Genomic DNA, 12,435 nt, shown 5'->3' on the forward strand with positions numbered 1-12,435 from the left:
AGCCGTGGTGTTGCCGTTCTTCATAACGGCAACACCCCTCATGATTCACGAGGAACCCTGAACCATGTTTGGAAAACGTCACCGCGTGACGCTGTTATTCAATGCCAACAAAGCTTTTGACCGGCAGGTGGTTGAAGGCGTGGGCGAATACTTACAGGCGTCGCAATCCGAGTGGGATATCTTCATAGAGGAAGATTTCCGCGCACGTATCGAAAACATTAAAGAGTGGCTGGGCGACGGCGTTATTGCCGATTATGACGACCCGACCATCGAAGCCCTGCTCACCGATGTCAACGTGCCCATTGTCGGCGTTGGTGGTTCCTATCATCGCCAGGAGCAGTATCCTCCCGTTCACTATATTGCGACCGATAACTATGCGCTGGTTGAAAGCGCTTTTTTGCATTTGAAAGAGAAAGGGGTGCATCGCTTCGCGTTTTACGGCCTTCCTTCTGCTAGCGGCAAACGCTGGGCCGAAGAGCGCGAATACGCGTTTAGCCAGATCGTCGCCAAAGAGAAGTATCGAGGCGTCATTTACCAGGGCCAGGAAACCGCACCGGAAAACTGGCAACATGCGCAAAATCGGCTGGCCGACTGGCTACAAACGCTGCCGCCGCAAACCGGTATTATCGCCGTCACCGATTCCCGAGCCCGTCATATTTTGCAGGCCTGCGAGCATCTGCACATCCCCGTGCCGGAAAAACTGTGCGTCATTGGCATCGATAACGAAGAGCTGACCCGTTATCTCTCACGCGTTGCACTCTCGTCGGTTGCACAAGGCGCGCGGCAAATGGGGTACCAGGCGGCAAAACTGATGCAGCGCTTGCTCGACAACGAGGTACTGCCGCTTCAGCGCGTGCTGGTGCCGCCGATGCGCGTGATGGAACGACGTTCTACCGATTACCGCTCCTTGAACGATCCGGCCGTCATTCAGGCCATGCACTATATCCGCAATAACGCCTGCAAAGGTATCAAGGTGGAGCAGGTGTTGGACTCTGTCGGGATTTCCCGTTCAAACCTTGAGAAACGCTTTAAGGAAGAGGTGGGAGAAACGATCCACGCGGTGATCCACAGCGAGAAACTTGAGAAAGCGCGCAGCTTGCTGGTGTCGACTTCACTGTCGATTAACGAAATCTCGCAGATGTGCGGGTATCCCTCACTGCAATATTTCTACTCGGTATTTAAGAAAGAGTACGACACGACGCCGAAAGAGTACCGTGAACAGCACAGTGAGTTGTTGATTCAGACCTGATGCCTTTGCCGGATGGCGCTTCGTTTATCTGGCCTACATTGTCTGACGACGGAATAAAAAAAGGCCTTCCAATTGGAAGGCCTTTTTCAAATGTAGCGCGGATTACATGTGTGCGGCGATCAGGCGCTGGTTGTCCTGGTACATCGCGAACAGGTAGTCGTTGTAGCTTGAACCCTTGGTCGAATAGCCTTTCAGCTTATGGATCATCGCCGTTGCGGTGAGTTCCTGGTCCGACTTGCGCATCTGGGCGCGAGATTTACGGAACGAGGCATAAGCCGGGTGCGTATTCAGGTTAGCTGCGTAGGCCTGAACGGACGCCTTTACGGAATCAAACTTGGTGTAGCCGTTCACTGAACCGGCACCATTTTTACAACCCTTACCGCATTTCATGCCGAACAGGTTGTTATTGGCGCGCGCCAGCTTAGAGGTACCCCAGCCGCTCTCTGCAGCAGCCATCGTAGCGACCATGCTGCCTGGAATAATGTCGACACGCTCAAGCAGCGAATTCCACGGCACCTTGCGGGTGTTACCGTTCCAGCTGACTTTATAGCGTGCGGCAATATCTTTCAGACGCGCACGTTCAGACGGCGACCAACGGCCTTCGTACTGCTTAGAAACCAGCCAGTTACGATCGGCAGTAATAGCCGCATTTTGGCTTGTGATATAAGGCATTACCGTCCGGAGAAACGCTCTTTTCCTTGGGGTTCCGGAAGGGTATTTTCGCAAATCAGGAAGTGAACTGCTCTTTACACTATTGCGAGAATACTCTTGTTTACTGCTTGCCTTGCTATAACTTGCCTTTGTTACTTTTGGTGCCGTCGCCTTCGTATGTTTTGTTACCGAGGCTTTCGGATGCTTCGTTACCGTGTGTGTTGTTGCAAACACCCCACCTGAAAAAGTCCAGATGAGTAACATAAGTATCGCGGCCCCATATCGTCGAATGGGAGTCGATATCATTAGGTCTCCTGGTCGGATTTAATCATTCCAACGCCTTATTATTTCAAAAAATTGAGAGCTGAATCTCAAATTGTACCAAAAATACCCCGCCAACGCACGCTCAGGAAATAGTCCGATTCCGAAACGACGCGTGGACGCGATTCAGCATAGGACAAATTGCATACGCAAAATGTCAGCCACCTCTCATTTTAGTTCATTTTTTGACCGCCATCACTCAGCCCTTTATCTCCTCCTTTCACCAGGAGGAGTACAGCACGATAAGCGACTGGCAAACTGGGTAAAAACCCGATGGCACAAGGATCCTGAAATGAAATTCGCTGCCCTGATACCGCTACTGATTCCCACTTTCGTCGGTGCTGCAAACTGGTCCAGTGAGGGCTTTCCCGCTTTTTCAGCGGACGGCACGGGGAAGTTCAGTAGCCAAAAAACGCTCGTGAAGGGTACCCGACCATTAAGATTGAATTTTGACCAACAGTGCTGGCAGCCCACATCGGGGATTCGTCTTAACCAGATGCTCTCTCTGGAACCGTGTCAGGGGGATGCGCCGCAGTGGCGTCTTTTCCGCGACGGCCGCTACACGCTGGAGGTCGATACCCGCTCCGGCACACCTACGCTCACTATCGCCGTGCAAAGTGACACACAGAACACCGCAGAACAGGCCAACGTACGCCAGTGCCCGCGCTGGGACGGCAAACCGCTGACGCTGGACGTCGCCAGAACCTTCCCGGAAGGCAGCCTCGTTCGTGACTTTTATAGCGGCCAGACGGCGACGGTGAAGCAGGGAAAAATCACGCTACGCCCTGCTGACAACAGCAATGGATTATTACTGCTTGAACGCGCTGACGTCGCTAACGCCGCGCCGTTTAGCTGGCATAACGCCACGGTTTATTTTGTACTGACCGACCGCTACGTGAATGGAGACCCGAGCAACGACAATAGCTACGGGCGACACAAAGACGGCATGGCGGAAATTGGCACCTTCCACGGCGGCGACCTCAAAGGCTTAACCAGCAAGCTCGACTACCTAAAGAAACTGGGCGTTAACGCGCTTTGGATTAGCTCCCCGCTTGAGCAAATCCACGGCTGGGTGGGCGGCGGAACAAAAGGCGACTTCCCGCACTACGCCTATCACGGCTATTACACTCAGGACTGGACGCGGCTGGACGCCAATATGGGCAACGAAGAGGATCTGCGCGCGCTGGTTGATGGCGCACACCAGCGAGGCATCCGCATCCTGTTTGACGTCGTGATGAACCACACCGGCTACGCTACTCTGGCCGACATGCAGCAGTTCCAGTTTGGCGCGCTCTACCTCAAAGGTAATGACATCACCAAAACGCTCGGCGAACACTGGACAGACTGGCAGCCCGGCCCAGGCCAGACCTGGCACAGCTTTAACGATTACATCAACTTCAGCGATAAGGCCGCATGGGAAAAATGGTGGGGCAAAGCGTGGGTCCGCACGGATATTGGCGATTACGACAATCCCGGCTTTGACGATTTGACGATGTCGCTGGCGTTTCTGCCGGATCTGAAAACCGAATCCACCACGCCGAGCGGACTGCCAAATTTCTACCGCAACAAGCCAGATACCCACGCGAAAGCCATCGATGGCTTCACCCCGCGCGATTATCTCACCCACTGGCTAAGCCAATGGGTACGCGATTATGGTATTGACGGCTTCCGCGTCGATACGGCGAAACACGTTGAGATGGCGGCCTGGCAGCAGCTTAAGACACAATCGGTCGCCGCATTGGCCGAGTGGAAAAAAGCCAACCCGCAGAAAGCGCTCGACGATGCGCCGTTCTGGATGACCGGCGAAGCCTGGGGACACGGCGTGATGGAGAGCGATTACTACCGTCACGGCTTTGACGCCATGATCAATTTCGATTACCAGGAGCAGGCCGCGAAAGCGACCGACTGTCTCTCCAGTATCGACATGACCTGGCAACAAATGGCCGACAAACTCCAACGCTTCAACGTGCTGAGCTACCTCTCCTCTCACGATACCCGCCTGTTCCGGGAGAAAGGCAATAACGCCGCAGAACTTCTGCTGCTGGCCCCGGGCGCGGTGCAGATTTTCTACGGCGATGAGTCCAGTCGTCCATTCGGCCCCACCGGTTCAGATCCGCTACAGGGCACACGCTCGCAGATGAACTGGCAGGATGTCACCGGTAAATCTGCTGCCGAGGTCGCACACTGGCAGACGCTGGGCCAGTTCCGTACGCGTCACCCTGCCATCGGCGCTGGTAAACAAACCACGCTCACGCTCGACCAGGGCTACGGTTTTGTCCGTGAAACAGACCACGATAAAGTGATGGTCGTGTGGTCCGGCAAACCATAATTTTTTCTTATCACGGCCCGTATCAGCCATACGGGCCTCTTTAGAATAAAAGACCACTTAAATACAAATTCATCGATTTATTCTCTAAAACCCGTTCATCAAGCGCATTTGCACCCTATCGTGAGTGGCGTTATCGTTACCTACATCACAGAACAAGCAATAGAAATTCAGCTATGACATTTTCACTTTTTGGCGACAAGTTCACCCGCCATTCAGGCATTACCCGCCTGATGGAAGACCTCAACGACGGTTTACGCACCCCAGGGGCTATCATGCTAGGCGGCGGTAACCCGGCGCAGATCCCTGAGATGAACGCCTACTTCAATAACCTGCTGGCGGAGATGCTGGAAAGCGGCAAAGTCTCTGAAGCACTGTGCAATTACGATGGTCCTCAGGGCAAGAATGAACTGCTTACCGCCCTGGCCGATATGCTGCGTAATGAATTAGGTTGGGATATTGGCCCACAGAATATTGCACTAACAAATGGCAGCCAAAGCGCGTTTTTCTACTTGTTCAATCTTTTCGCAGGTCGATGCGCGGATGGTTCTACCCGCAAGGTACTGTTTCCGCTGACTCCCGAATACATCGGTTACGCGGATTCCGGTCTGGAAGACGATCTGTTCGTCTCAACCCGCCCGCATATTGAGCTGCTCCCGGAAGGGCAGTTTAAATATCATGTTGATTTCGATAATTTGCCAATTGGCAAAGACATCGGAATGATCTGCGTTTCGCGCCCGACAAACCCAACGGGTAACGTCATTACCGATGAAGAGCTCAAACAGCTCGACGCTCTGGCGAATCAGCACGAGATACCGTTGGTTATCGACAATGCCTATGGCGTCCCGTTCCCAGGCATTATCTTCAGCGAAGCGACGCCGCTGTGGAACCCGAATACCGTGCTGTGCATGAGCCTGTCTAAGCTCGGTCTGCCGGGTAGCCGTTGCGGCATCATTATCGCCAACGAGAAAGTCATTACCGCAATCAGCAACATGAACGGGATTATCAGCCTGGCGCCTGGCGGTATTGGGCCTGCAATCATGTGTGAAATGATTAAACGGCACGATCTGTTGCGCCTGTCAGAAACGGTGATTAAGCCTTTCTACTACCAGCGCGTGCAGGAAACCATCGCCACTATCCGCCGCTATTTGCCGGAAGACCGCTGTCTCATCCATAAACCCGAGGGCGCGATTTTCCTGTGGTTATGGTTCAAGGACCTGCCGATTACCACCGAGCTGCTCTACCAGCGGCTGAAAAAACGCGGTGTCCTGATGGTGCCTGGTGATTTCTTCTTCCCGGGGCTGGATAAACCCTGGGACCATACTCACCAGTGCATGCGCATGAACTATGTACCAGATCCAGAAAAGATCGAAGCGGGCGTTAAAATCCTCGCTGAAGAGATAGAATTAGCCTGGAAAGAAAACCAGTAATATACGATACATCAGCCTCTGAAAATCAGAGGCTGATATTTTTCTGTGATCTTGATAGTTATTTAAAGAATAAAAAACAGAAAATCACGCTCTTTAATTCACTCGGATTACTCTCAATTTCCCACCGCAATTTAATTAACGCTTAACAGTTAAACCCATTATTCAACGCTGCTTAATTTGTTAAATTCAAAGTAAGAATATGTTTCATAAGCGCATATTAATTTACATAGCAGCCTTTGTTTACGCTTAAGTTAAATCGGACTTATCCATACTTTCGTATGAAAAAAAACGCCCCATGCAAGGCTTAATTTCCGCCATACACTGACTAATACGCACTCGGCGTTTTTAACTGGTGGAGATAAGATCATGGCCTCTAAAAAAATTAGCCAATTAAGCATAATTGCGATGGCGGTGCTTCTTGCATTCTCACTCTCTGCCTGTAGCGGAAGCGGCGGAGGTTCTCATTCAACGGCCAAAAACGGTACCACGACAGGTAGTGGTTCTGGCGGTGGCGGCGACGGCTCCGGTGGCGGCGATGGTAGCGGCGGCGGCGGTGATGGTAGCGGCGGCGGCTCTGGTAGTGGCCAAACGGCTGGCAGCAGCATCCTGGGTGAAACCGGGAAAGCAGTGTCCGGTGTGGGCGATACCTTGGGCGGTCTGGGCAGTCAGTTGACCAGTACGGCGGGCAACAACCCGGTCACTTCCACCATTTCAACCACCGTCAGCGGTGTGGGTAACGCGGTTGATACCTTAGGGACGGGCGTCACCAACGGTGTCGGGAACTCATCAAACGCTAACGGCGTGGGCACGACGCTGCAGGGCACCACCAGTACCGTTACCGTACTGGGGAATACGGTATCCGGCGTGGGTAATAATCTCTCGACCAGCACTTCTGGTACCCCAGTTGCGGGCGTGACCGGCCTTGTCGGCAACGTGGTGAATAGCGCGGGTCAGATTGTTAGCAGCACCGGTACGGGCTTAACCAGCACCTTGCAAAGCCCGGGGGCGGTAGCAGCCACAACCGGTGTCACCTCCGTCGTCAATAACACACTGTCTGGAGTCCAGGGCGTCACCCAGGGCGTCGGGGCAACGACCGGTTTAGGTACGCCGGTTAACGGTCTGCTCACCCAGGTAGGCACCACCGTGAGCGGGATTGGTAACAACGTCAGCGCCTCAACGCCCGCACTGGGCGGCGTCGGACAGGTCGTCACTAGCGTCGGGAATATCGTGACGGATACCGGTGGCTTAGTGAAACCGACCAGCACCCAGACCGGTAGCGGCGGCCTGCTGGCAAGCGCTTCGCTGGGCGGCACAGTCAGTTCATTAACGAATACCCTTAACGTCAGCACCTCGGCTAACGCCAGCGCCAGCAGCAGCTCTTCAACGACAACAACCACCAGCAATCCTTTAGGTGGTCTGCTCGGCGGGTTAACGTTAAAAAAATAAGCTATATATTTATTAATGCTTTCCGTGCCCCCGCAATGGGGGCACGTTTTTCAGCAGAATAACAATAATCATCCTTGCACAATAAAATACACAAGGAACGCGTCATGAAAACGACCCTGGCTTATGCGCTATCGGGGGTTGTTCTGCTTAATATAGCCAGAGCAGACACTTTACCCGCATTGATTGACCCAAATAACCCGGCCAAAGCGGAACATAACAGTACGCCGCAAGCCCTCCCTGCAGCAGCCCCAAGTTTAACTGTAAGCGTTCCCAAAAATAAATTAACGCCAGAAACACTTATTAAAGTCGATCATATTCAGTTTATTGGCGGCACCGTATATCCATTAAAAGAGTTATTACAGCCTTTTGTTCCCTACGCACACAAACAGGTTCCGTTGAAAACGCTGGTCGGGCTCATTAATAATATTACGCTGCGCTACCGCGCCGACGGCTATCCGCTCTCCTACGCCTGGCTTCCTGATGACAACTTTCATGACGGCACGATCAAAATCGTTCTGGTGGAGGGCTACGTAGCGCACAGTGACATTCAAACGAATAACCCTAATCTGGCCGAGCGCTTAAAGCGACTGGCCGCCAAAATCATGGCCGAGAAGCCACTAACGCAGGCCACCTTCGACCGCTATACCCAATTAATGACCCGCACCCCCGGCGTTACCGTCGATGCCAGCGCGCAGCTGCCGCAGAACATCTATGGCGCCGCGGCCATGCAGGCCAAAAGCATCCAGCCGCATATCTGGGATATTTCATCGACCATTGATACTCGTCGTAGCCAGAATATGGCGTTCGTCACCGGGTCGCTGAGCAACTTAACCAGCTATGGCGATCAGCTCGGGCTGGCGACATTGATTCCCCTCGATAGCTCGACGCGAAAATCGTACTTAGGGCTGAACTATCAACAGTTCCTGACCGACGACGGGCTGATGATGCAGCTCAAGGGCAGCTTCTACCGCGACAACCCACGGGACTATACGCCGTTACTGTACTATCCGGGCGGTTCCTTAGATTCCCGGCAGGAAACCACGCAGTATAACGGCGGCGCGATGTTCAGCTATCCGATTATCCTAACCGGCAAGCAGCAGCTCAACGTCAACGGAGGCGTGGACTACACCGACCGACGTAACAACAACCACATCCGCCAGATTGAGAACACGCAAACGGTCGATAGCATCGAACTCAAAAGCCACGTTCGCTACCCGGCATTTGAGTTCGGCATCAATGGTCTACAGGCGTTTGACCGCGCCAGCATTAACGGCAAGTTAACGCTGCGCCAGGGCGTGGATATTTCATCCATGGCCGATGCCGCGCCGCCCTACGGCAACGATCTCTCTTTCACGCTGTGGAAAAGCAACCTTGATGCGGCCTGGATGATCACCGATAAATGGCGGCTCTCCACCTCGATGGAAGGCGACTGGTCAGATAATGATTTGCCTGAGCCCGAGCGCGTCAGCTTCGGTGCCCAGCGCTTTGGGCGCGGCTATCAGGACGGAGAGGCCAGCGGTGACTACGGCTACGGTGGGCAGATTGAGCTTCGCTATATACATTCGATCAAAGAGAACAGCTGGGTCGCCACCGTACAGCCGTACGTGCTGACCGACACCGCCCAGACCTGGTTCAACTCACCGGGGCTGCCGCATCAGCGGCTAGCGTCTGTGGCCGCCGGGGTGATGCTTGCTGATAACAAACACTACAGCGTGACGGTCGAAGCCGCGCGCCCGGTCGGCGATGTGCCCACCGACAGCCACAGTCGTGACTGGCGCTACAGCCTGACGTTTAGTTGGAACTTCAACAACCTACATTAATCCCGATACCGGGCGCTGGCTGACGTCCACACAGGCCAGCGCTCCCGTCGGGCAAGCCGCCACGCAGGCGGGGCCGTCTTCACGGTGGCGGCATAAATCGCACTTTATCGCCTGAGGCCGTCGCGCCTGCACGCTGACGTTCATCGCCCCAAAAGGACACGCCAGCATACAGCTCTTACAGCCGATGCATCGCGCCTGCTCAACCGCAACCACGCCGTTTTCACGCAGGATAGCACCGGTAGGACACACGTTACTGCACGGGGCATCTTCGCACTGATGGCAAGCCACCGCCGTGGAAAACGCCCCGCCCTTCACCACCCGAATGCGGGGATGAAAAACCTCACGCGACACGCTCGCGCACGCCTGCTCATCCTGATGCGCCACCACGCAGGCCACTTCACAGGTTCGACAGCCAATGCACTTTAAGGAATCAGCGACAATAAACGGGTTCATTCCCCACTCCGATGCGAGAGATAAACCCCAAGAGTGCCAGAGCTGAGGGGCGATATGCTTTGATCCAACGGGGGGAATGGGCATTTTTTGATAAATGCCCAGGTCAATCTGTCCGGCTGCCAGAAATCTCAGCTACGCACGCTAAATCCGAGCTCATTGGAAATAGCCAGCGCGGTTTCACGCAGCGGCTTCAGGAGATTTTGCTCACCCACCTGCTTGAGTCGGGAGGTCGAAAGCGAAATCGAAATCGCGTACGGCACGCGCCCATGAATATCAAAAACGGGTACCGCCACGCACGACACGCCAAGCTCGTTTTCTTCGCGATCCATCGCCATTTTGCATTCGCGAATTTTCGCCAGCTCGTCATACATGGCAGGAAGCCCGGTGATGGTATTGCAGGTCAATGGGCGAATCTCATCCTGATGATTATCCCAATAATGCTGCACATAATCTTCCTGACCAAAAGCCATGTAGAGCTTACCCATCGCAGAACAATACAGCGGCATATGCTGACCAATATAGGCGCGAGTGCGCAGCATACCGGTTGTCGGCTCCAGTTTATAAATCAGGATCGCGTGATCGTCTTCGCGGCTGGAAAAGTTGACCGTTTCTCCGGTCGCGAGGTTCAGCGTTTCCAGATGCGGCGCAGCGACATGGATAATATTGAGGGACGACAGTGCCTTTTGCCCCACCGAGATAAACTTGGTGGTAAGCCGATAGCTTCCCGCCGCCGGGGCCGGTGTGACGTAACCACAGGACTGAAGTCCCTGTAACAACCGGTGCACGGTGCTTTTATTCAGCCCCGCTAATTCAGATAGATGCGCCAACGGACACCCATTGGGATAGTTACTCAGGATTTCTATCAGCATCAACCCCCGGAATAGACTCTGGCTACCCGCAGGCTTCTCCTTATCCGACGCCACATCACTCGCTTTATTGCTCATGCTCCGCTCCTCGTCTCTGTCGCGACCTGATGGTAGCGCAAAGTGTGTTTCAGTTCACGATCTTGGCAGATAATTTGTAATTGTTTGATTTTATAGCATTTTAGAAATTATGAAACAGATTGCTTTGTTAAAAAACGATCGCTATATTTGAAATCAGATTTCGCAATGTGGAATATTGAGATTAACAAACGATCTTTTTGTTGTTTCTTTAGACCATCAGGAACGCAGAAAAGAAGGAACAAAACGGCCTTTGAGCCGCGTTCACCGAATGGCTAAAACGCCTGATTTAACGGAGACGATGTATGTTATTAAGCTTCGCAGACCTTAAAAACGAGTTTACCCGCGTGCTCTTAGCCCGCGGCGTTGCCGCTGAAACCGCCGATGCCTGCGCCGAAATGTTCGCCAGCACCACCGAATCCGGCGTCTATTCTCACGGCGTAAACCGTTTTCCTCGCTTCATCCAACAGCTCGAAAATGGCGACATCATTCCGGATGCCCAGCCAAAGCGCATCACCACGCTTGGCGCCATTGAACAGTGGGATGCCCAACGTTCAATCGGCAACCTGACGGCGAAAAAGATGATGGATCGCGCCATTTCTCTGGCTTCCGATCACGGTATTGGCCTGGTTGCAGTACGCAATGCCAATCACTGGATGCGCGGCGGCAGCTACGGCTGGCAAGCGGCTGAGAAGGGCTACATTGGTATCTGCTGGACCAACTCCATCGCCGTTATGCCGCCGTGGGGGGCAAAAGAGTGCCGTATTGGTACCAACCCATTGATTGTGGCGGTGCCGTCAAACCCTATCACCATGATCGACATGTCGATGTCGATGTTCTCTTACGGCATGCTGGAAGTGAATCGCCTGGCAGGCCGCCAGTTACCGGTAGACGGTGGTTTTGATGATGAAGGCCAGCTCACCAAAGAGCCCGGCGTGATTGAGAAAAACCGTCGCATCCTGCCAATGGGTTACTGGAAAGGCTCCGGCTTATCTATCGTGCTGGATATGATTGCCACCCTGCTCTCCAATGGCGCCTCGGTTGCGGAAGTGACTGAAGACAACAGCGATGAGTACGGTATTTCGCAAATCTTCATGGCGATCGAAGTCGATAAGCTCATTGATGGCGCTACCCGGGACGAAAAATTGCAGCGCATTATGGATTACATCACCACGGCAGAGCGCGCAGATGAAGAGGTGGCTATCCGCCTGCCAGGCCATGAATTTACCCGACTGCTGGCAGAAAATCGCCGCAACGGTATCACCGTTGACGACAGCGTATGGGCCAAAATTCAGGCGCTGTAGGAGATGAATCATGATATTTGGCCATGTTTCACAACCCAATCCCTGCCCGTTACCGGCAGCGATTGAAAAAGCGCTCAACTTCTTGCGCACCACCGATTTCCATCAATGCGAACCGGGCGAGATTGAAATAGAAGGTCGGAATATTTTTGCTCAGATAATCGATATGACGACCCGGCCCGTAGAGGAAAATTACCCGGAAGTTCACCGCCGCTATCTTGATATTCAATTTTTAGCCTGGGGTGAAGAAAAAATAGGTATTGCCATCGATACCGGAAATAATGAAATTCGCGAATCATTGCTGGGACAACGAGACATTATTTTTTATCACCACAGTGAAAATGAATCGTTTATCGAAATGGTTCCTGGCAGCTATGCCATGTTTTTCCCGCAGGACGTTCACCGTCCAGGATGCAATAAAACAAAAACAACGCCAATTAGGAAGATTGTCGTAAAAGTGGCGCTGGCTGTATTGAATTAACAAGATATATTGTCAG

10 protein-coding genes are annotated in these 12,435 nt (G+C 53.2%); 7 read left to right on the top strand and 3 right to left on the bottom strand.

The features are described from left to right. Positions 1 to 64 precede the first annotated feature (64 nt). Complete coding sequence (gene xylR, locus ACH1XZ_RS11445; protein ID WP_395595660.1) at positions 65 to 1,249, top strand: D-xylose utilization transcriptional activator XylR; 1,185 nt, start codon at positions 65 to 67, stop codon at positions 1,247 to 1,249. A gap of 102 nt (positions 1,250 to 1,351) precedes the next feature. On the opposite strand, the gene ACH1XZ_RS11450 is transcribed toward xylR, so the two are convergent. Next, positions 1,352 to 2,206, bottom strand: a complete 855-nt coding sequence (locus tag ACH1XZ_RS11450) for a protein bax (RefSeq protein ID WP_395595661.1) — start codon at positions 2,204 to 2,206, stop codon at positions 1,352 to 1,354. Between the two features lie 307 nt (positions 2,207 to 2,513). Between ACH1XZ_RS11450 and ACH1XZ_RS11455 the strand changes: the two genes are divergently transcribed. The 4 genes from ACH1XZ_RS11455 to ACH1XZ_RS11470 all read left to right on the top strand — a co-directional run bounded on the left by ACH1XZ_RS11455 (position 2,514) and on the right by ACH1XZ_RS11470 (position 9,243). Continuing rightward, positions 2,514 to 4,550 carry an alpha-amylase gene (locus ACH1XZ_RS11455; RefSeq protein WP_395595662.1) on the top strand — a complete coding sequence of 679 codons (2,037 nt, stop codon included), beginning with the start codon at positions 2,514 to 2,516 and terminating at the stop codon, positions 4,548 to 4,550. Between the two features lie 173 nt (positions 4,551 to 4,723). Next, positions 4,724 to 5,977 (top strand): valine--pyruvate transaminase, encoded by a 1,254-nt coding sequence (avtA, locus tag ACH1XZ_RS11460; protein ID WP_395595663.1) that lies wholly within the window; start codon positions 4,724 to 4,726, stop codon positions 5,975 to 5,977. A 366-nt stretch (positions 5,978 to 6,343) separates the two neighbouring features. Next, positions 6,344 to 7,423, top strand: coding sequence for a collagen-like triple helix repeat-containing protein (locus ACH1XZ_RS11465; RefSeq protein ID WP_395595664.1), 1,080 nt, complete (start codon positions 6,344 to 6,346; stop codon positions 7,421 to 7,423). Between the two features lie 104 nt (positions 7,424 to 7,527). After that, positions 7,528 to 9,243, top strand: coding sequence for a ShlB/FhaC/HecB family hemolysin secretion/activation protein (locus ACH1XZ_RS11470; RefSeq protein WP_395595665.1), 1,716 nt, complete (start codon positions 7,528 to 7,530; stop codon positions 9,241 to 9,243). On the opposite strand, the gene ACH1XZ_RS11475 is transcribed toward ACH1XZ_RS11470, so the two are convergent. Both ACH1XZ_RS11475 and ACH1XZ_RS11480 read right to left on the bottom strand, forming a co-directional pair. After that, complete coding sequence (locus ACH1XZ_RS11475) at positions 9,235 to 9,696, bottom strand: 4Fe-4S dicluster domain-containing protein (RefSeq protein ID WP_395595666.1); 462 nt, start codon at positions 9,694 to 9,696, stop codon at positions 9,235 to 9,237. The two genes, ACH1XZ_RS11470 and ACH1XZ_RS11475, sit on opposite strands and share 9 nt — an antisense overlap. Positions 9,697 to 9,824: 128 nt before the next feature. Then, the gene (locus ACH1XZ_RS11480) at positions 9,825 to 10,640 is read right to left on the bottom strand and encodes an IclR family transcriptional regulator (RefSeq protein ID WP_395595667.1); all 816 of its coding nucleotides are present in this window, start codon (positions 10,638 to 10,640) and stop codon (positions 9,825 to 9,827) included. A 302-nt stretch (positions 10,641 to 10,942) separates the two neighbouring features. Here ACH1XZ_RS11480 and yiaK point away from each other — a divergent pair, with 302 nt between their 5' ends. Next, positions 10,943 to 11,941, top strand: coding sequence for a 3-dehydro-L-gulonate 2-dehydrogenase (gene yiaK / locus ACH1XZ_RS11485; protein ID WP_395595668.1), 999 nt, complete (start codon positions 10,943 to 10,945; stop codon positions 11,939 to 11,941). 10 nt (positions 11,942 to 11,951) lie between these two features. Further along, positions 11,952 to 12,419 carry a YhcH/YjgK/YiaL family protein gene (locus ACH1XZ_RS11490; protein ID WP_395595669.1) on the top strand — a complete coding sequence of 156 codons (468 nt, stop codon included), beginning with the start codon at positions 11,952 to 11,954 and terminating at the stop codon, positions 12,417 to 12,419. Positions 12,420 to 12,435 lie beyond the last annotated feature (16 nt).

Origin of the sequence: Kluyvera chengduensis (genome assembly GCF_044197065.1) — a bacterium.
Classification (GTDB): domain Bacteria; phylum Pseudomonadota; class Gammaproteobacteria; order Enterobacterales; family Enterobacteriaceae; genus Kluyvera; species Kluyvera ascorbata_C.

Coding starts and splice junctions, on each gene's coding strand:
- ACH1XZ_RS11465 (WP_395595664.1), top strand. CDS start 6,344: ATGGCCTCTAAAAAAATTAGCCAATTAAGCATAATTGCGATGGCGGTG.
- avtA (WP_395595663.1), top strand. CDS start 4,724: ATGACATTTTCACTTTTTGGCGACAAGTTCACCCGCCATTCAGGCATT.
- ACH1XZ_RS11475 (WP_395595666.1), bottom strand. CDS start 9,696: ATGAACCCGTTTATTGTCGCTGATTCCTTAAAGTGCATTGGCTGTCGA.
- yiaK (WP_395595668.1), top strand. CDS start 10,943: ATGTTATTAAGCTTCGCAGACCTTAAAAACGAGTTTACCCGCGTGCTC.
- ACH1XZ_RS11470 (WP_395595665.1), top strand. CDS start 7,528: ATGAAAACGACCCTGGCTTATGCGCTATCGGGGGTTGTTCTGCTTAAT.
- ACH1XZ_RS11450 (WP_395595661.1), bottom strand. CDS start 2,206: ATGATATCGACTCCCATTCGACGATATGGGGCCGCGATACTTATGTTA.
- xylR (WP_395595660.1), top strand. CDS start 65: ATGTTTGGAAAACGTCACCGCGTGACGCTGTTATTCAATGCCAACAAA.
- ACH1XZ_RS11455 (WP_395595662.1), top strand. CDS start 2,514: ATGAAATTCGCTGCCCTGATACCGCTACTGATTCCCACTTTCGTCGGT.
- ACH1XZ_RS11480 (WP_395595667.1), bottom strand. CDS start 10,640: ATGAGCAATAAAGCGAGTGATGTGGCGTCGGATAAGGAGAAGCCTGCG.
- ACH1XZ_RS11490 (WP_395595669.1), top strand. CDS start 11,952: ATGATATTTGGCCATGTTTCACAACCCAATCCCTGCCCGTTACCGGCA.